General features: G+C 58.5%; 16 protein-coding genes, 1 tRNA gene, 2 pseudogenes and 2 riboswitches. Of the genes and pseudogenes, 13 read left to right on the top strand and 6 right to left on the bottom strand.

Annotated elements, in window-relative coordinates:
• Positions 1 to 77: 77 nt before the first annotated feature.
• Positions 78 to 194: riboswitch (molybdenum cofactor riboswitch) on the top strand.
• 98 nt (positions 195 to 292) lie between these two features.
• From D1159_RS09595 to D1159_RS09540, 13 genes and pseudogenes are all read left to right on the top strand, one after another.
• The gene (locus tag D1159_RS09595) at positions 293 to 1,318 is read left to right on the top strand and encodes a molybdopterin-binding protein (protein ID WP_161845453.1); all 1,026 of its coding nucleotides are present in this window, start codon (positions 293 to 295) and stop codon (positions 1,316 to 1,318) included.
• 2 nt (positions 1,319 to 1,320) lie between these two features.
• Positions 1,321 to 2,523, top strand: coding sequence for a gephyrin-like molybdotransferase Glp (glp, locus tag D1159_RS09590; protein ID WP_161845452.1), 1,203 nt, complete (start codon positions 1,321 to 1,323; stop codon positions 2,521 to 2,523).
• An 84-nt stretch (positions 2,524 to 2,607) separates the two neighbouring features.
• Positions 2,608 to 3,081: pseudogene (gene moaC / locus D1159_RS19625) on the top strand (cyclic pyranopterin monophosphate synthase MoaC); the annotation flags it as partial.
• A 21-nt stretch (positions 3,082 to 3,102) separates the two neighbouring features.
• Positions 3,103 to 3,585 carry a molybdopterin-guanine dinucleotide biosynthesis protein B gene (mobB, locus tag D1159_RS19620; protein ID WP_347563668.1) on the top strand — a complete coding sequence of 161 codons (483 nt, stop codon included), beginning with the start codon at positions 3,103 to 3,105 and terminating at the stop codon, positions 3,583 to 3,585.
• The gene (gene moaA / locus D1159_RS09580) at positions 3,582 to 4,559 is read left to right on the top strand and encodes a GTP 3',8-cyclase MoaA (protein WP_161845450.1); all 978 of its coding nucleotides are present in this window, start codon (positions 3,582 to 3,584) and stop codon (positions 4,557 to 4,559) included. Before mobB ends, moaA begins: the two co-directional genes overlap by 4 nt.
• Positions 4,560 to 4,610: 51 nt before the next feature.
• Positions 4,611 to 5,528: an MOSC domain-containing protein gene (locus D1159_RS09575; protein ID WP_161845449.1), complete on the top strand. Its 918-nt coding sequence runs from the start codon at positions 4,611 to 4,613 to the stop codon at positions 5,526 to 5,528.
• Positions 5,529 to 5,598: 70 nt separating this feature from the next.
• A riboswitch (molybdenum cofactor riboswitch) is annotated at positions 5,599 to 5,717 on the top strand.
• Positions 5,710 to 6,603, top strand: coding sequence for a molybdate ABC transporter substrate-binding protein (gene modA, locus D1159_RS09570; RefSeq protein WP_161845448.1), 894 nt, complete (start codon positions 5,710 to 5,712; stop codon positions 6,601 to 6,603). Its footprint overlaps the riboswitch before it by 8 nt.
• Before the next feature lie 61 nt (positions 6,604 to 6,664).
• Positions 6,665 to 7,354, top strand: a complete 690-nt coding sequence (modB, locus tag D1159_RS09565; protein WP_161845447.1) for a molybdate ABC transporter permease subunit — start codon at positions 6,665 to 6,667, stop codon at positions 7,352 to 7,354.
• Positions 7,351 to 8,409, top strand: coding sequence for an ATP-binding cassette domain-containing protein (locus D1159_RS09560; protein WP_161845446.1), 1,059 nt, complete (start codon positions 7,351 to 7,353; stop codon positions 8,407 to 8,409). Before modB ends, D1159_RS09560 begins: the two co-directional genes overlap by 4 nt.
• Positions 8,410 to 8,601: 192 nt before the next feature.
• Positions 8,602 to 9,684, top strand: a complete 1,083-nt coding sequence (locus tag D1159_RS09555; RefSeq protein WP_161845445.1) for a PfkB family carbohydrate kinase — start codon at positions 8,602 to 8,604, stop codon at positions 9,682 to 9,684.
• A 66-nt stretch (positions 9,685 to 9,750) separates the two neighbouring features.
• Complete coding sequence (locus D1159_RS09550; protein WP_161845444.1) at positions 9,751 to 10,674, top strand: pseudouridine-5'-phosphate glycosidase; 924 nt, start codon at positions 9,751 to 9,753, stop codon at positions 10,672 to 10,674.
• 118 nt (positions 10,675 to 10,792) lie between these two features.
• Positions 10,793 to 10,996 (top strand): oxaloacetate decarboxylase, encoded by a 204-nt coding sequence (locus D1159_RS09545; RefSeq protein ID WP_202621021.1) that lies wholly within the window; start codon positions 10,793 to 10,795, stop codon positions 10,994 to 10,996.
• Positions 10,997 to 11,136: 140 nt separating this feature from the next.
• Positions 11,137 to 11,490, top strand: a complete 354-nt coding sequence (locus tag D1159_RS09540; protein ID WP_161845443.1) for a TIGR03792 family protein — start codon at positions 11,137 to 11,139, stop codon at positions 11,488 to 11,490.
• Between the two features lie 211 nt (positions 11,491 to 11,701).
• On the opposite strand, the pseudogene D1159_RS09535 reads toward D1159_RS09540, so the two are convergent.
• From D1159_RS09535 to D1159_RS20015, 6 genes and pseudogenes are all read right to left on the bottom strand, one after another.
• Positions 11,702 to 11,953, bottom strand: a pseudogene (locus tag D1159_RS09535) (transposase); the annotation flags it as partial.
• 211 nt (positions 11,954 to 12,164) lie between these two features.
• Positions 12,165 to 14,192 carry a methyl-accepting chemotaxis protein gene (locus D1159_RS09530; protein ID WP_161845442.1) on the bottom strand — a complete coding sequence of 676 codons (2,028 nt, stop codon included), beginning with the start codon at positions 14,190 to 14,192 and terminating at the stop codon, positions 12,165 to 12,167.
• Between the two features lie 889 nt (positions 14,193 to 15,081).
• A tRNA-Pro gene (locus tag D1159_RS09525) sits at positions 15,082 to 15,158 on the bottom strand.
• A gap of 136 nt (positions 15,159 to 15,294) precedes the next feature.
• The gene (locus D1159_RS09520) at positions 15,295 to 15,855 is read right to left on the bottom strand and encodes a recombinase family protein (RefSeq protein ID WP_161845441.1); all 561 of its coding nucleotides are present in this window, start codon (positions 15,853 to 15,855) and stop codon (positions 15,295 to 15,297) included.
• 353 nt (positions 15,856 to 16,208) lie between these two features.
• Positions 16,209 to 17,288 (bottom strand): DUF4234 domain-containing protein, encoded by a 1,080-nt coding sequence (locus D1159_RS19615; protein WP_243152212.1) that lies wholly within the window; start codon positions 17,286 to 17,288, stop codon positions 16,209 to 16,211.
• A gap of 48 nt (positions 17,289 to 17,336) precedes the next feature.
• Positions 17,337 to 17,462, bottom strand: coding sequence for a hypothetical protein (locus tag D1159_RS20015; protein ID WP_279280024.1), 126 nt, complete (start codon positions 17,460 to 17,462; stop codon positions 17,337 to 17,339).
• Positions 17,463 to 17,989: the final 527 nt, after the last annotated feature.

Raw genomic sequence — 17,989 nt, 5'->3', positions numbered from 1 at the left:
AGAATCCGGCAGCGGCTACCTGCTTTTCCGTCCGCCGGCGGCTTGCATTTTATCAGACGGTATAGTATAATAGCAAAAACTGAATTGTGCTCCGAGCAAAGGCGTCTAAGGGCTGTGCCTATGACGCCGCGCCGCCGGGCTGGGGTGGAAACGGCTCAGCCTTCCTTTTGAAAAGGGGCCGCTTTCCATGGGACGGAATGTATTATTTTTTGTTCCGGGTTCAAACTGGGAGCGCCGCCTTGTTGTGCGGCGCTCCCAGTTTTTACAAATTAGAATCAGGGGGAACCATCCTATGAAGCTCATTGATACCACCCAGGCGGTGGGCCACGTGCTCTGCCACGACCTGACCCGCATTGTCCCCGGGGTGATGAAGGACGCCGCCTTCCGCAAGGGCCACATTGTCACTCAGGAGGACATCCCCGTGCTCCTGTCCATGGGCAAGGACCATCTCTACGTCTGGGAGAAGACCGAGGGAATGCTCCACGAGGACGAGGCCGCCCAGCGGCTGTGTGCCCTGGCCAAAAACCAGCATATGGACGCCTCTGATGTAAAAGAGGGCAAAATCGAGCTAACCGCCGCCATCCACGGCCTGTTCCAGGTGGATGTGGAGCGCCTGTTTGCCGTCAACTGCGTGGAAGAGGTGATGATTGCCACCCGCCATACCAACACCGTGGTCCAGCCTGGGGACAAGCTGGCGGGGATGCGGGTCATCCCCCTGGTGGTCTCCGAGGAGCGGGTGCGGGCCGCGGAGGAGGCCGCAGGGAAGATCCCCCTGCTCACCCTGCACCCCTTCGCCCGGAAGACCGCCGCCGTCATCACCACCGGCACCGAGGTCTATCTGGGCCGCATTGAGGACAAGTTTACCCCCGTCCTCCTGGCCAAACTGGCCGCCTTTGGGGTGGAGGTGGCGTCCCATGTGAAGGTCCCGGACGACCGGGAACAGATCGTTTCCGCCATTCAGACCGCCCGAGACAGCGGCGCGGAGCTGATCCTGTGTACCGGGGGCATGAGCGTGGATCCAGACGACCAGACCCCAGGGGCCATCAAAGCCGCCGGGGCGGAGGTGACAGCCTACGGCGCCCCAGTTCTCCCCGGCGCCATGTTCCTGCTGGGGTATTTCCCCGGCGGTACGCCGGTGATGGGCCTGCCCGGCTGCGTCATGTACGCCAAGGCCACCATCTTTGACCTGATCCTCCCCCGGGTGCTGTGCAATCTCCCCGTCAGCCGGACCGATCTGGCCAGGCTGGGCCATGGGGGGCTGTGCCTGGGGTGCAAGACCTGCCACTATCCCATCTGCCCCTTCGGCAAGGAGGGCTGACCATGCGTATGGGGATTGAACTGGAGGAGGCCCTCTCTCTTATCCGGGACAGCATTGTCCCTCTGGGTATGGAGGAGGTCCCCCTGGACAAGGCCCTGGGCCGCGCGCTGGCCCAGGACATCCGCGCCGCCATCGACCAGCCCCCGTTTGATCGCTCCCCCCTGGACGGCTACGCCCTGCGCTCCGCCGATCTGGCTGGAGCGGACCGGGAGCATCCCGCCGTGCTCCAGGTGGTGGAGACCGTCTACGCCGGGGATGTGCCGGCCTGCGCGCTAGCCCCGGGACAGGCCGTCCGCATTATGACCGGGGCCCAGCTCCCCCAGGGGTGCGACTGCGTCATCCGCCACGAGGATACGGACAACGGGATGGACACGGTTCAGGTCTATCAGCCGCTTTCCCCCTGCGCCAACTACTGCCTCCGGGGGGAGGACTACCGGGCCGGGGAGCGGCTGATCTCCGCCGGCGCCCGGGTGGACGCCGCCGCTGTAGGGGTGCTGGCCAGTATGGGCTGCCACATGGTCCCGGTGCGCCGCCGGCCCCGGGTGGGCCTGCTGTCCACCGGGGATGAGGTGGTCAGTCCCGATGTGCATCCCCTGCCGCCGGGGAAGATCTACGGATCCAACCAGGTGCTGCTGTCCGCCCGGCTGGAGGAGCTGGGGATGGTGGGCGAGAATGCCCCGCTTGCGGGGGATGACTCGGAGGCGGTGGCCCAAGCCGTTCAGCGGCTTTTCCAGACCTGCGACGCGGTCATCACCACTGGGGGCGTCTCGGTGGGAGACAAGGACATTTTCCACCAGGTCCTCCCCTTGATGGGGGCGGAGCGCCTGTTCTGGCGGGTCAATCTGAAGCCCGGCACCCCGGTGATGTACGCCCTGTATGAGGGGAAACCCCTTCTCTGCCTGTCCGGCAACCCCTTTGCCGCCGCCGCCACCTTTGAGCTGCTGGCCCGGCCCCTTTTGGCCGCCTGCGCCGGAGAGCCCGGCCTGTGTCTCCGGCCGGATCGCGCCAGAGTCTCCGGCGCCTTCCCCAAGGCCAGCAAGGGCCGGCGGTTCCTCCGGGGCCGGTACGAGGGGGGCGTGGTTACGCTCCCCAGAAAACATGAGTCCGGCCTGCTGTCCTCCCTCATCGGCTGCAACTGTCTGGTGGACCTCCCCGCCGGCTCCCCGCCGGTGGAGGACGGGCAGATAGCGGCGATCTGGCGGTAGGATCGGGCGAATGATACAGGTTTGTAGAAAACAATAGGTATATAATAGCGGCATCATTGTAATCTGACGTATGGGAGGTTCTCTATGGAACCCAAATTCAACCATTTCGACGACCAGGGGAACGCCATCATGGTGGATGTCTCCGCCAAAACCCCCACCCGCCGCCTGGCCGTGGCCCAAGGGACGATCAAGGTCTCCCGTCCGGTGCTGGACGCCGTTACCGGCCACACCGCAGCCAAAGGCGATGTGCTGGGGGTGGCCCGGGTGGCAGGGATTCTGGCCGCCAAGCGCACCGCGGAGCTGATTCCCCTGTGCCATCCCCTGGCGCTGTCAAACTGCACCGTTGAGTTTACTATTCTGCCTGAGGAGTGCGCCATCCAGGCGGAGTGCGCGGCCAAGCTGGACGCCAAGACCGGGGTGGAAATGGAGGCCCTCACTGGGGTATCCGTGGCCCTGCTCACCATTTATGATATGTGCAAGGCCATCGACAAATCCATGGAGATCGGGGACATCCACTTGGTATACAAAGAGGGCGGCAAGTCGGGAACCTTTACAAACCCCGGCCGCAGGGGCCCCGCGGTGGTGGCGGTCAGCGGGGTGAAAAACTCCGGCAAGACCAGCCTCATCACCGCCATGCTCCCCCACCTGAAGGCCGCCGGGCTGAAGGCGGCCACAGTGAAGCATGACGGCCACTCCTTTACCTCCGACCCGGAGGGGACCGACACGGGGAAGCACATGGCCGCCGGGGCCTGGGGTACCGCCATCTTCGACCGGGAGAAGTATAAAATCGTCCGGCAGGATCCGGTGGACGAGCGGGCGCTGATTGAAAAATTCTCCGACGCGGATCTGGTGCTGCTGGAGGGATTCAAGCACTCCGCCTGGCCCAAGCTGGAGCTGGTCCGGGCGGGCAACTCCACCCAGCCGGTGTGCGACCCGGCCACCCTGCTGGCCCTGGTTACGGACACGGAGCTGAGCCTTCCCGGCGTGCCCTCCGTCCCCCTGGAGGGCGCCGCCGCCGCCCAGGTGATCCTGGACTACCTGAGAAAAGAGGGGCGCCTATGATAGACGGATTCGGCCGCGCCATTGACTATCTGCGCATTTCTGTCACCGACCGGTGCAATCTGCGCTGCGTTTACTGTATGCCGCCCCAGGGGGTAGAGTGGATAGAACACGGGGATATGCTCTCCTATGAGGAGATCATCCGCCTGTGCCGCTGCTTTGCCCAGGTTGGCATCCGGCGGGTGCGTCTCACCGGGGGAGAGCCCCTGGCCCGGCGGGATCTCCACCGGCTGGTGGCGGGCATCCGGGCCATCCCCGGTATGGACAGCGTGGCGCTAACCACCAACGGCGTCCTCCTCAAGGAGCAGCTCCCCGGCCTGCTGGCGGCGGGGCTCACCGCCGTCAACCTCAGCCTGGACACGTTGGACCGGGCGCAGTACGCCGCTATCACCCGGCAAGACGTGCTGCCCCAGGCCCTGGAGGGATTGTATGCCGCCCTGGACGCCCCCGGCCTGCGGGTGAAGCTGAACTGCGTCCCCATGGGGGACAACGACGGCCAGCTGGTCCCCCTGGCAGGGCTGGCCCGGGAACAGAATCTGGCGGTGCGCTTTATCGAGCTGATGCCCATCGGCCTGGGGGGAGAGCTGCCCCGCCGCACCGAGGCGGAGGTGCGGACTATTCTGGAGTCCGCCCTGGGTCCCATGACCCCCTGCGGCGGCGTTTTCGGCGCGGGGCCGGGACACTATTTCACCCTTCCCGGCTTCCAGGGAAAGATCGGCTTTATCAGCGCCATGACCCACCAGTTCTGCGACGGGTGCAACCGGGTGCGCCTCACCGCCACCGGCTTTCTCAAAACCTGCCTTCAGTATGAGACCGGGGCCGACCTGCGGATCCTCCTCCGGGACGGCTCCAAAGATGAGGTGCTGCTGGAGACCATCCGGACTGCCATCCGCCAAAAGCCCTCCCGCCACCACTTCAACGACCAGACCGGCCGGCAGGGGGACGAGCGGCACAATATGCACCAGATTGGCGGGTAAACGGATGAAACAACAGGCGTCCCCATTGAATTTGAATACGAGGTGTAGTTGATGAGCAAAGTGATTGCTGTGTGTACCAGTGAAAAGAAGGGAACTCAGAAGAAAGCCGTCGCCTGCGTCCATCTGGTGGAGGACTGGGGCATTGAGAACGACGCCCACGCCGGCAAATGGCACCGGCAGGTCTCTCTGCTCTCCCATGACAAGATTGAGGCTTTCCGGGCCCGGGGGGCGGAGGTGGCCGACGGCGCCTTTGGGGAAAATATCATCGTAGAGGGCATCGACTTCGCCGCCCTTCCCCTGGGTACCAAGTTTTACTGCAACGATGTGGTTCTGGAGCTGACCCAGATCGGCAAGGAGTGCCACAACGGCTGCGAGATTTTCAAAAAGATGGGGGAGTGCATCATGCCCAAGCAGGGGGTGTTCACCCGGGTCCTCCGCGGCGGAGATATCCAGGCCGGGGACGACTTTCAGGTGGAGCTCCCCTTCCGGGCGGCGGTGATCACCGTCAGCGACTCCGGCGCAGCGGGGAAGCGGGCTGACCTGAGCGGCCCGGTGATCCGGGACATTCTGGAGAAAAACGGCTACCCTGTGGTGCATACCGCCCTCCTCCCCGACGAGCGGGATCAGATCGCCCGCGAGCTGGCCCGGCTGGCCGATGAAGATGAGGCCGACCTGGTCCTTACCACCGGGGGCACCGGCTTCTCCCCTCGGGACTGGACCCCGGAGGCCACCAGGGATATCTCTGACCGGGACGTGCCCGGCATCCCTGAGGCCATGCGGGCCCTGTCCCTGTCCATTACCCCCCGGGCCATGCTCTCCCGGGCCGCCGCCGGCATCCGCAAGGGGACGCTGGTGGTCAATCTCCCCGGCAGTCCCAAGGCGGTGAAGGAGTGCCTGGAATATATCCTCCCCGCCCTGTCCCACGGCCTGGCTATTCTAAAAGGTACCGACGGCAACTGCGCCCGATAACTCATGAAAGAGGAATTTTGGAATAGAGAGGAGGATTTTCTCAAAAATTTGGCGCAGACTGCCGCTTCTATAAAGGTACGCACTTCGAGTCCTGCCGCCTACGGCCCTTTGGCTAAGGCGGCGGACCAATGGGTCATCCCGGAAACAGGCTGGCCTACCATTTTGTAAAGGAGTTACTACCATGAAAAAAGTACTGTCCTGTCTGCTGGCGCTTATCCTGGCCGCCGCTGTGCCGGCCTGTTCCAGCGGCGCCGCCGCTCCCACCCCTGACCCGGACGCCCAGCCCAGTCAGACATCCTCTGCCCAGCCCTCTGAGGCGCCCGGCCAGGAGGAAGTGGAGATCATCGTTTTCGCTGCCGCGTCTATGACGGAGACCCTGAACGAGATCGCCCAGGACTACAAGACCGTGGCCCCCCATGTGACGCTGGTCTTCAATTTCGATTCCTCCGGCACGCTGAAGACCCAAATTCAGGAGGGGGCGGAGTGCGACCTCTTTATCTCCGCCGCCCAGAAGCAGATGAACCAGCTGGACGCCGCCAAGGACGCGGAAGGGGGCAATACCGAGGGCCTGGACTATATCCGCTCCGACAGCCGGGTGAACTTGTTGGAGAACAAGGTGGTGCTGGTGGCCCCCCAGGGCAACCCCGCCGGGGTGACCTCCTTTGAGGACGCGGCCACTGGCAAAGTCCAGCTCATGGCCCTGGGGAACTCCGACGTCCCTGTGGGACAGTACTCTGAGGAAATCTTTACCTATCTGGGCCTGTGGGAGCAGCTCAATGAGGGGCAGAAGATCACCTTCGGAACCAATGTGAAGGAGGTCACCTCCCAGGTAGCCGCAGGCAGCGTGGACTGCGGCGTCATCTACGCCACCGACGCCGCCTCCGCCATCGCCGCCGGGGACGCCATAGAGGTGGTAGCGCAGGCCCCGGAGGGCTCCCACGCCCCGGTGATCTATCCCGCCGCCGTGCTCAAGGACGCGAAGTACCCAGACGAAGCCCAGGCCTTTTTGGATTACCTGCGCAGCAGCGCCTGCACCCCCGTCTTTGAATCCGTGGGCTTCTCCATTCCCCAATAAAAGGACGCGCTCAGGGCGGGGAATCCCCGCCCTGTTGTGTTTGATGAAAGGCAGGTGTTCCATGGACTGGTTTCCCCTCTATAATTCCCTGCGTATTGCCCTGATTGCCACCTTTTTCACCTTTTTCCTGGGCATTGCGGCGGCTTACTACGCAGCCAAGCTGCCCCGGGCCGTCAAAGGGGTGCTGGATGTGTTCTTTACCCTCCCTCTGGTGCTCCCCCCCACGGTGGTGGGCTTCTTTCTGTTAAAACTCATGGGACCAAAGGGGCTGGTTGGCCGGTGGGTACTGTCGGTGTGGAGCGTCCGGCTGACCATGACCTGGTATGCCTCGGTATTCGCCGTCATTGTGGTCACGTTCCCCCTGATGTACCGCACGGTGCGGGGGGCCTTTGAGGCCTTTGACCCGGATCTCATCCACGCCGGGCGGACCTTGGGCCGCTCCAATACCTGGATTTTCTGGCGGGTGCTGCTGCCTGGGTGCAGGCAGGGGCTGATGGCCGGTACTGTATTGGCCTTCGCCCGGGGGCTGGGGGAATACGGCGCCACCAGTATGGTGTCGGGCTATACCCCCGGCCGGACCGCCACCATCTCCACCACGGTGTACCAGCTGTGGCGGGAGAATAACGACGGGCTGGCCTACCGCTGGGTGGCGGTGAATCTGGCCATCTCTTTCGCGGTGCTGCTGGCGATCAATCTATTGGAAAAGCGGGCCGGCGCCGGCCCGGCCCGAGGGGAGGCGGCGCTGCGGTGAGTTTGATTGTGGATATCTCCAAAAAACTAGGCCCCTTTCACCTCCAGGCCAGCTTTGAGACAGAGGGGGAGGTAATGGGCCTGCTGGGGGCGTCGGGCTGCGGCAAGAGCATGACCTTAAAGTGCATCGCCGGTATGATTTCCCCCGATGCGGGGCATATTGAACTGGATGGCCGGGTGCTCTTTGACGCCGGGAAGCGGATCAACCTCCCCCCCCAGCGGCGGCGGGTGGGGTACCTCTTTCAGCACTACGCCCTCTTTCCCAATTTTACTGTAGCTCAAAATATCGCCGCCGGCCTGCGCCGCCGGGACCGCTCCAGCCGGAAGGCCCAGGTGGACCGGCTGCTGCGCGCCCTCTATCTGGATGGCATGGGGGATAAGTATCCCCGGCAGCTGTCCGGCGGGCAGCAGCAGCGGGTGGCACTGGCCCGCATTCTGGCCAGTGAACCGGAGGCGCTGCTGCTGGATGAACCCTTCTCCGCCCTGGACAGCTACCTCAAGTGGCAGGTGGAGCTGGAGCTCATGGAGCTGCTGGACCACTTTCAGGGGCCCACTGTGTTTGTCACCCACAGCCGGGATGAGGTGTCCCACTTCTGCGCCTCGGTCTGTGTGCTGGACCAGGGGCGCTCCCAGCCCAAGGAGCCGGTAAACGCTCTCTTTGACGCGCCGGCCACCCTGTCTGCCTGCCTGCTGTCCGGATGCAAAAACGTCTCCCGGGCCCGGCCCGCCGGAGGTACACTGGTAGAGTGCCTGGACTGGGGGATTACCCTGGACTGCGCAAGGGCGGTGCCCGGCGGGCTCACCCATGTGGGCATACGGGCCCACTTTCTCCGCCCCGCGGCGGAGGGGGAGTCTAATGCCATTCCCTGCCGGGTGCTGCGGGTGATTGACAATGTGTTTTCTGCGGTGGTGATGCTGGCCACCCCGGGGGGGGAGCGGGGCTTCTCCCGCCTGCGGGTGGAGCTGGATAAGGACGCCTGGGCCCCCCTGGCCGGCAGGGACGCCCTCTGGCTCCAGGTGGCGCCTAAGGATGTCCTCCTCCTCCAAGATGGCTGACCAGGCTTTCGGCCTTGTCTGATAAAAAATCTCTCGCCGTGGGGCATTATGCCATTTAGCAAACGAAATATAGATAAATTTGGAAGAAATTTTTATGCTTTTTGTGAGGGGCGGGCCTTGACATCAGGGTCCGTCTCTGCTATTATTTAAACATAAGATTAAATAATAAATTTTTGCTTAGGAGTGAGCGCCATGACCCAGCGGGAGCGGCAGCTGCTCCGGTGGATTGAGGAAGATCCCCTCATCTCCCAGCAGGAGCTGGCGGAGAAAGCGGGGATCACCCGGTCCTCCGTGGCGGTCCACATCTCCAACCTGATGAAAAAGGGTTATATCGTGGGCAAGGGCTATATTATTCACACCGCTCCCTACGCGGTGGTGATTGGCGGCGTCAACATGGACATCGGCGGCCGGCCCAGCCGGGCCTTGGTGGGGCACGACTCCAATCCCGGCCGGGTGCGTCTGAGCCTGGGGGGCGTAGGGCGGAACATCGCTCACAATCTGGTGCTGCTGGGGGCGGATGTGCGGATGCTCACCGCCTTCGGGGACGACCTGTACGCCCAGAAGCTGGCCGCCTCCTGCGGGGAGCTGGGCATTGACATCTCCCACGCGCTGCAAATCACCGGCGCGGCCACTTCCACTTACCTGTTTATCGCCGACGAGCGGGGGGACATGGAGCTGGCGGTGTCCGACATGGAGATTTACGACCATGTAACCCCGGGGTATCTGGCCTCCCAGCAGGGCCTGCTGGACGATGCCCAGCTCATTGTGGTGGACACCAATATCCCCGCCGAGTCCATCCAGTGGCTGGCGGAGCACGCTAAGGTGCCGGTGTTCTCTGACCCGGTGTCCACCGCCAAGGCGGAGAAGCTGCGGCCGGTGCTGGGGAAGATCCACACCCTAAAGCCCAACCGGATGGAGGCGGAGCTGCTGTCCGGCGTGGCCATCACCGACGAGGCCAGCCTGAACCGGGCGGCGGACGCTCTGCTGGACACTGGCCTGCGCCGGGTACTCATCTCCCTGGGGGGGGAGGGCATCTTCGCCGCAGACCACAACGAGCGCTGCCATGTGCCCTGCTATCCCGGCCGGATGGTGAACACCACCGGCTGCGGGGACGCCTCCATGGCCGCCACCGCCTGGTCCTATCTGGAGGGTACGGATCTGCGCAATACCACAAAGGCCGCCCTGGCCGCCGGTGCCATCGCCATGGAGAGCGCCGAGACCATCAACCCGCTGATGAGCGTCTCCGCCCTGCAGGCCCGGATGGAGGGGCGATAGGCCCTGCGGTCCAAGAAAAACGCTGTCCATTTTCAATTTATTTATGATATAACGGAGGTCATCACCATGAATCTGAACAAGTATCTGGATGTTGCGCCCGAAGTCGCCCAGGCCGTCGCCGCCGGCAAGCCCGTGGTCGCCTTGGAGTCCACCATTATCTCCCACGGAATGCCCTATCCCCAGAATGTGGAAACTGCCCTGAAGGTGGAGGAGATTATCCGGGAGAACGGTGCCATTCCCGCCACCATTGCCGTCATCAACGGCCGGCTGAAGGCCGGCCTTACCAAAGAGGAGATCGAGTATTTGGGCAAGAAGGGCCATGAAGTCAACAAGGCCAGCCGCCGGGATCTGGCGGTGCTGGTGTCCAAAGGGGCGGACGGCGCCACCACTGTGACCACTACCATGATTATCGCCCACATGGCGGGGATCAAGATCTTCGCTACCGGCGGCATCGGCGGCGTACACCGGGGGGCCGAGACCACCATGGACATCTCCGCGGACCTGGAGGAGCTGGCCCACACCCCGGTGATGGTGGTCTGCGCCGGCGCCAAGTCCATTTTGGACCTGGGCCTTACCCTGGAGTACCTGGAGACCCACGGCGTGCCGGTCATTGGCTACGGCACCGATGAGCTGCCTGCGTTCTACACCCGCAAAAGCGGCTTTGCCATTGACTACCGCCTGGACACCCCCCAGGAGCTGGCCGCCGCCTTCCACACCAGCCTGGAGCTGGGCTTCCCCGCCGGAATGCTGGTGGCCAATCCCATCCCCGAGGCCTACTCCATGGACGCCGGTGTGATCAACAAGGCCATCGCCGACGCGGTGGAGGAGGCCAAGAATACCGGTATCCACGGCAAGGAGACCACCCCCTTCCTGCTGGCCAAGATCAAGGAGATTACCAAGGGCACCAGCCTGGACGCCAACATCCAGCTGGTCTTCAACAACGCCAAGGTAGCCGCTCAGACGGCCTGCGCCCTGTCCGCCCTCCAGTAAAACAGAGGAAAAAGAGAACACCCGCTGGGAAGCAGTTGCTTTTCAGCGGGTGCGCTTTTATAATAATAGGGAACCCAACCAGCGGGAATTTTTTGGAGGTACGGGCATAAAGAAAATCGTGGGAATTGTTTTAATCCTGGCGGGAATTGCGGCGGCGGTCTCTCTGATGCCGCCGGTGGGCGTCATCGGAGGGGCGGACGGCCCCACGGCCATATTCGCCGGCGGCAGAATTGGCGGCCTTTCTGCAATGATAGGGGTGATTATAGGGCTTGTCTTCCTTGCCGCCGGTATTTTTATGATTGCGCGAAAGAACAGACGTTAGCAAAGAACCCCTCGCAGTTGGGCATATTGCCGGTTTTAAAACAGGCTCTTGGCAGACGGGCTGCGGCCTGCTATACTGTTAGTAGGATAGTACTACAAATAAACGCGGTCCATCCGCGTTAAAAAAGGGGTCGTGCTTCTATGGAACTGAAGAACATCCGCAAACTGGAAAAGCCCATCGCTGTGGAGGAAATCCGCGTTTTGGTCTCACCCGACTGGGTGGACCGCTGGGTTGAGCTGGACGATGAGGTGTGGACCACACGGCTGAAGGTGTCCGAGGGCTTTTTGGGCAAGGAGATCTGGCTGAGCCGGGACGTGCCTGGGGAGATCAACGTGGTCATATACTGGGCCGACTACGACATCTGGCAGGCCCACGACAAATCCGGCTGGTGCCTGGAGCTGGACCAGCAGATGGAGCAGCGGATGGAGGGTCATCTGCTGAGCATGGAGTTTAAGTTCAAGGAGAACCAGAAGTTTAAGTGCTATGAGCTGTAATCCATAACTGAGAACCTGTATTCATTACCGAAAAATGCTGGGTTGCCATGGGATGTTGCCGCCGCAGAGGGGAAAATTCCGGCCGGACAGCGTTTAACGGTTGTAAATACAGGTTTTTGGCCCTAGCAGAAAGCCTGCGCCCGATGAGGGTGAGAAGGGTACTGTCAAAAAATGCGCAAATTAGTTTGCAGACGCTGGCTGAAAGAGATCGGCCAGCGATAGAGGTGTCACCCTGGATCGCCTCTAAATGCTTCATATTCATGTACTTCTTGCTGCGCCACTGGGTAGCAGCTACATGGCGGAGCCTGGCACAGACCAGCATCAGAGCAGAATTACCGTCCGGGAAGCAGCCCACTACCCTTGTACGGCGGCGGATCTCCCGGTTGAGCCGTTCAATGACATTGTTGGTTCGGATACGAGTCCAGTGTTCGCTGGGAAAGTCGCAGTAAGTCAACGTCTCCTGATTGAAGCAGAGCGAACAAAGACCCAAAAGAGCCGCCGGACAATTCCTGTGATAGAAAGCACAGTTCCCTATCTGAAGCAACTGAAGCGAACACAGGAGCAAAACAGGCTTGATTTGGATAAAGTTGTTGTATGGTTGGATGGCCGGGAGCGTCCGTCCCGACTACATATTTCGTTCTGAGATTGGCGGCTTTTCTGTGAGGCAAGGAAGATTACCGGATGCGGAAGCGGCTGATAAGGCTGTTCAGCGTCCGCGCCTGTTGGGACAACTCCTTGGAAACCGACGCGCTCTTTTCAGCAGCCATGGAATTGTCCTGAACCACTGCTGAAATCCCCTTAATCCCGCTTTCAACTAGAGAAATCATCTCTGACTGCTGGACACTGGCGGAGGCAATCTCATCCATCAACGACTTAATGGATTGGATGCAGTCGTTGATGACTCGCATGGCGGAGACGGCTTGGTCCGTAGACTCGGTTCCGCTCTTGGCGTTCTGAACAGACTGGCTGATAAGAGCGTTGGTATTCTGCGCGGCCTCGGTGGATTTGGCGGCCAGGCTGCGAACCTCGTCCGCCACTACAGAGAAGCCCTTCCCCGCACTTCCTGCCCGGGCAGCCTCCACGGCGGCGTTCAGGGCCAGAATGTTGGTCTGGAATGCGATATCTTCAATGGTTTTGATAATGGTACTGATCTGGGCTGAGGACTGATTGATGTTCCTGGTAGCGGCGGTCAGCTGTTCCATTTTTGTGTCCGTCTCGACAGCATAGCCGTTGGCCCGACCCACCAACTCGCTGGCGCTGCCGCAACGCACGGTGTTGGTCTGGATTTGCTCGGTAATGGCAGTCACATTCGTCATAAGTCCTTCAACAGAGGCGGCCTGCTCCGTCGTGCCTTGGGCTAGTGCCTGGGCGCCCGAGGATACCCGCTCTGCGCTGGCGTCCACTTGGCCGGCCACTTGGGAAATGTCCCGGATGACACGCACCAGATTGGCGTGGATGGATTGCAGGCTTGCGGACAGGGCTTTGAAATCGCCGATGTAATAAGATTCGTTCGCTGTGACGTCGACAGTGAGATTTCCATTGGCCATCTCACCCAAGATGCGGCCTACATCGTCGATAGTCTTGCGCAGGCAGCTGCAGACCCGGTGAGTGGTCTGTGCAATCATGCCGATCTCATCCGACCGGCCATAGAAAGGCTCCAGCTCCTGGTCCGCGGAGAGATTCAGCTCCCCCAAGCGGTCTATGGCCCGCTCCACCGCCATCAGATCCCTGCCCTCGCGGCGCAGAATCAAAAGCGTAATCAGGATGACGGCGGCAGCCATGGCCGCGCACAGTACGCCCACCAAAATACGCACAGTCGTTACGGCGGCATAGACCTCCGCAGCGTTGTCCCGTACCATAAAGACCCAGCCGCGGTCCTTCAGGTACTTGTAGACCACCAGCTGTCTGATTCCGTTCTCATCCCGGTAGGAATATGTATTGGCCTGGGTGCTGCCATCCGCCCCAATGCGCTGGATGATTTCCAGATAAGCCGCATCGGTGGTTTTGGTATTCAAAAGCGCGTCGTCCTCATGGTAGAGATAGACGCCCGTATCCACATTCAGAAACACGTATTCGCTGTTGGGCAGGCCCTTGATGTCCAGATTCAGCAGCGAGTCCATCAGATGGCTGGCATAGACGCCGGCCCCTACATAGCCGATACACTGCTGGCCCTCAAAGATGGGGCAGTACATGGACAAAATCATGCTGCCGGTGCCGGGGGACTTCATGATCCCTAGGTTCGTCAGCTCCCGCCGGGAGAGAATGGTATCCTGGAAGGTTTTCAGGGAGTCCCCCGACCGGGTGGTCATGCCGATAGCGCTCTGGGAGGTATGCGTCAGGACATGGGTGGCCGGGGTGGCAATGTATAGCCCTTCAAACACCCCCTTGACGGCGGCAAAATCCTCTGTATAGCTCTGAGCCTGGGCCAACAGTTCCGGGTCATCCGGGTTCAGAAGCAGATCCCGAACCTCGCTGCCCAAGGCAAAGGCGGACATATATTCCTCCGCGGAAAGCACATATTCGTTAATGATTGCGGCCCTGGATTCCACAGCGTCGGTCATCTGGTTGGTAATATCGTTTTTCACCATGGAAGCGGCGTTGGTGGATACCACCAGCCAGAGCAACGTCATTCCGATCAGAGTGATCACAGATGTAATGACCCCGATCCGCGTGGCAAGTTTTTTGCTCTCTATAAATCGCATAAAAGTTTCCCTCCATCGGAAAAAGTTCCAGGGCCAGCAGCCCGCTGGTCATAAGTATATCCGATACTTTCCAAGATATCAATAGTTTTTGCGCTATGCAAAATCTTGCAGAGGCTGATTTTCATCTCGCAGGCAAGCAAGGCATCGGGATATCCTTTTGGATTTCCCGATGCGTCTTGTTGGGGTTCCCCCACGCCCCGTACCGTCCGCTCTGCGCCTGCTCAAATACACCTGACGGGTGGCTGCACGCTTCGCATGACCAGCAGGGAGAAAGTGAACGCAGCAGTGCAACTGCCAACGATATGAACACAGCAGCAGTTCTGAATGGCAACTCCCTAGAAGCTATTTCCTCGGCAGTGCCCAAATTGGCGCTGTTGCTGAAGCTGGAAAGCAAATAAGCCGCTCCTAGACCTCTGTAGCTATCCTACCCGGGGCGCCGGTGCCCCAGCCGGATAGTATGCATTCTCTTTGTTTAATAGTACACCTCGCTTTTTGGCAACCCTTGTTATGCCTGCTTTTTGCGGGGGAATTGGTGGAAAAAGAATAAGGACAAACCAGTTAACACGTTGCACCGCAGGGGTTTTCTGATTTGTCCTTATTATACCGTAAGGGCACACGGCGGCTTCGTTTTTAGCTGCAACAAAGCAGGCCACGCCAAAGCAGATGCAGGAATTTTTAGGGCATAAGGATATTATAACAACGCTTAACGTTTACACCCATGTACAGGATGAAGGCCGCAAAGCTACGTCCGGGGTTATGGACTCCATTCTCAGAGAGTCTGTATTTTGTTCTGGAAAGTGTTCTGAATCCGAAACAGCTAAAACATGAAGCGCTCCAAAATGTTGTAAAAGAAAATGGCCTGAAATCTTTCGATTTCAAGCCAAATTCTTGGTCCGAGTGACTGGACTTGAACCAGCGGCCTCTTGAACCCCATTCAAGCGCGATACCAAACTTCGCCACACCCGGATAAAACCATTGAAAACACTGGATTTTTAAGCGGTTCACTCTTGATTTTTTCAAGTGTAACGCGCTTGATTTTTACTTTTTCAGTATATCACCAGAGGGCGGAAAAGTCAACTTTTTCGGCCCCTTTTCTATGCCCTCACAAGCTCATGTCCTTGACCCGCCGATAGAATGTATTGGGCTTTAGCCCAACCTCCTGCATGGCGGCGGTGGCGGTTATCTCTCCCGCCCTCCATCTGGCGCAAACCTCCTTGAATTGCGTTTCGTCCACGTCCAACGGCTTGCGGCCCTTGTACTTGCCCGCGCCTTTTGCTATCTCTATACCCTCCCGCTGGCGTTCCAAAATGTTCTCCCGCTCCAATTCTGCCAACGCGCCGAACACTGTGAGCATGAACCGCCCTTGTGGGGTAGTGGTGTCGATGTTCTCTTTCAAGCTGACAAACTCCACTTGCCGCGCCGTCAGGTCTGACACGATGGAAAGGAGGTCGCGGGTATTCCAGGCAATACGGGAAATGCTCTCCACCACCACAATGTCCCCCGCCCGGACAAAGCCCATCATTTCTTTGAATGCGGCGCGGTCTGTGTTCTTGCCGCTGGCCTTGTCAATAAACAGCTTTTCGGCCTGTTGTTCCTCCATCATTTTCAGTTGCCGCGCTTCATTCTGTTCGATGGTGGAACATCGTACATAGCCAACCCGCATGAGCCGCGCCCCCTTGCTTTATCTGTCATTATTCTACCACAAAGGGCGGAATATATCAATAGAGTATTATTTATTTTTGAAATATTTCAAAAGAAAAAAGCAAACTTGTGTGACACGGAAACATGGCCCGCTTCAATGTGTCATTAGGGTATAGCCTATTGACAAAAACAATGCGGGGCGGACATTAAGGGCGTCCAAGAGATTTTGGGCCACGTCAACGCAAGCACGACACTGAATTTCTATATCAGGACTGACCTGCGGCAAATGCAGGAGGCCACGGAGAAATTAGCGGCGGCGTTCAATCTGTAAAATAATCGGGGCGGGATTGCTCCCGCCCCGTTGCTATGTACGCATTACAGCCCCAACAACTGTTTTTTCTTCTCGTCAAATTCTTCCTGCGTGATAACGCCGCTGTCCAATAATTCTTTAAAGGTTTTCAACTCATTTGCTACACCCAGACGACCGGACGGATGGCTAGACGCAGATTGGTGGGAAGTTGTAGGTTGATATTGACCCGATTCATTCTCTGCCGTAATAATAGCATTAATTTTATCCTGCATCAACATAGGCGGTATAACGCCCACAAAAATAGCCAGAATTAAGCAGAGTGTAGTCAGGTTGGATGAAATCCCTTTTGCCGAGGCCAAGCGGTCTATCCGTTGAGCACTTTTATAAATCCAGTAAAATGAGTAGAAGGGGACGAATATACATAGCAACAACTTGGTGGTGGGATTACGGGGTTCCTCTCCCTCTACGCAGTTCAAGTAGTCTGTTGACTTGTAAATCCAATATAGGTAATAGATACCAAACGTAAACAGCAGGAGTAAAATATGGGGGAGCATACTCCGGTAAGCAGTATCAGGGGAGTTGGGGTACGCAAACCATCTGCCTGCCAGCCATACGCCAAGGGCAAAAACTATTGGGTGGCAAATTTCGTACCACAACCAAATGGGCCAATACTCTGGGTCATAATAACTAATAACAATCCCGACATGCGGAAGTTCAGGCAGCACCGTTACCACCGCATAAAGCGAGATGATAATTCCGGGGATAAACCAGAGTTTCTTTGCTTTTTCCGTTAGGTTAAGGAACATAATGGTGCAAAGAATGACCGCAGTCAGCACCGAAAACAAAGTCATATAGTCCACTCTACCGGCTGACATTCCAAACATAATTAAATTGCGCAACTTCAATAGAGCAAAGCCCGCAAACGCAACCGGCAAAGCGACGTTGTGAACCCGCAAAGCCAATAAAACGGATATGACCAAAGGAATCAGAAACGACAATAAGGCTGGAAATAATGCGGGTACCCTAAAAAAAGCGAAGGACAAAACATCCTCATAATAAATACTAAGTTGCTGTACCCAGAGAATGGCGAAAGGAACCGCTGCAGCAACTCCCAGCGGGCTTTTCTTCTTTTCAGTTGTTTCCATTTTATGTTGACTGCTACCTCCTGTTGATCTGAAATTGAAAAGTATACTTCACTTCACCACCTTGTCCTCCGCCCGGAGCATTGTCTCTTTCATGGCCTTGTCAAACTGCTCGCGGACATAATCCTCCGCTGTCCATTTCTTTCCAGAGCCGCCATCAGCAAGGACTTTGTTCATCCTGTCAAGCTAGGGAAAGAAGTTTTTGGGCAGAATGATACGGCCCTTTTCTGTGTCGAGAATGAGACGCATAGATTTTTCCTCCTACAAATAAAAAATGTACGATGTTGTGCAAATTACACAGCATTTCGTCCAATCTATTATATATATATATATTGTCAAGTGTTTTTGCAAAATTTCTCAAATTTTTTTGTTTCCCGCCGAAAATCAGGTGATACACAGAGAAAACAGAGCCGCGCCAGATGAAAACGACTGAATTTCACTCGATTTCGCCGCGCTCCCGCTCGATTTTGCAGGATTTCAGCGCGTAACGCCCGGAGTTCTCTTGATTTCAAGTGAAATTCACTGGATTTTGCAAGTGCGCCGCCGTTTTCGGGTGGATTTCTCCCGTTTCCGCCGTAAACGTCCGCGTTCCCCGTGATTTATCAGCGGTCGAGAAATTCCCCGGAAAATGATGTGGTATAAAAAAAGTTGACACCCCATTCTCAAGGATTGGGTATATAATCAAGAGAATAAGGAGTGGACAA

This window comes from Pseudoflavonifractor sp. 524-17, from assembly GCF_009935845.1.
In the GTDB taxonomy this organism is placed as follows: domain Bacteria; phylum Bacillota; class Clostridia; order Oscillospirales; family Oscillospiraceae; genus Pseudoflavonifractor_A.
Note: the sequence above shows the minus strand (reverse complement) of the source record. Positions and strands in the feature narration are given on the sequence as shown.

Excerpts from the sequence above, each read along its gene's own strand:
- D1159_RS19615 (WP_243152212.1), bottom strand. The coding sequence starts at position 17,288 with ATGGAAACAACTGAAAAGAAGAAAAGCCCGCTGGGAGTTGCTGCAGCG.
- D1159_RS09575 (WP_161845449.1), top strand. The coding sequence starts at position 4,611 with ATGAGCAAAGTGATTGCTGTGTGTACCAGTGAAAAGAAGGGAACTCAG.
- glp (WP_161845452.1), top strand. The coding sequence starts at position 1,321 with ATGCGTATGGGGATTGAACTGGAGGAGGCCCTCTCTCTTATCCGGGAC.
- D1159_RS09555 (WP_161845445.1), top strand. The coding sequence starts at position 8,602 with ATGACCCAGCGGGAGCGGCAGCTGCTCCGGTGGATTGAGGAAGATCCC.
- D1159_RS09530 (WP_161845442.1), bottom strand. The coding sequence starts at position 14,192 with ATGCGATTTATAGAGAGCAAAAAACTTGCCACGCGGATCGGGGTCATT.
- moaA (WP_161845450.1), top strand. The coding sequence starts at position 3,582 with ATGATAGACGGATTCGGCCGCGCCATTGACTATCTGCGCATTTCTGTC.
- D1159_RS09595 (WP_161845453.1), top strand. The coding sequence starts at position 293 with ATGAAGCTCATTGATACCACCCAGGCGGTGGGCCACGTGCTCTGCCAC.
- modA (WP_161845448.1), top strand. The coding sequence starts at position 5,710 with ATGAAAAAAGTACTGTCCTGTCTGCTGGCGCTTATCCTGGCCGCCGCT.
- D1159_RS09520 (WP_161845441.1), bottom strand. The coding sequence starts at position 15,855 with ATGCGGGTTGGCTATGTACGATGTTCCACCATCGAACAGAATGAAGCG.
- D1159_RS09550 (WP_161845444.1), top strand. The coding sequence starts at position 9,751 with ATGAATCTGAACAAGTATCTGGATGTTGCGCCCGAAGTCGCCCAGGCC.
- modB (WP_161845447.1), top strand. The coding sequence starts at position 6,665 with ATGGACTGGTTTCCCCTCTATAATTCCCTGCGTATTGCCCTGATTGCC.
- D1159_RS09540 (WP_161845443.1), top strand. The coding sequence starts at position 11,137 with ATGGAACTGAAGAACATCCGCAAACTGGAAAAGCCCATCGCTGTGGAG.
- D1159_RS20015 (WP_279280024.1), bottom strand. The coding sequence starts at position 17,462 with ATGAACAAAGTCCTTGCTGATGGCGGCTCTGGAAAGAAATGGACAGCG.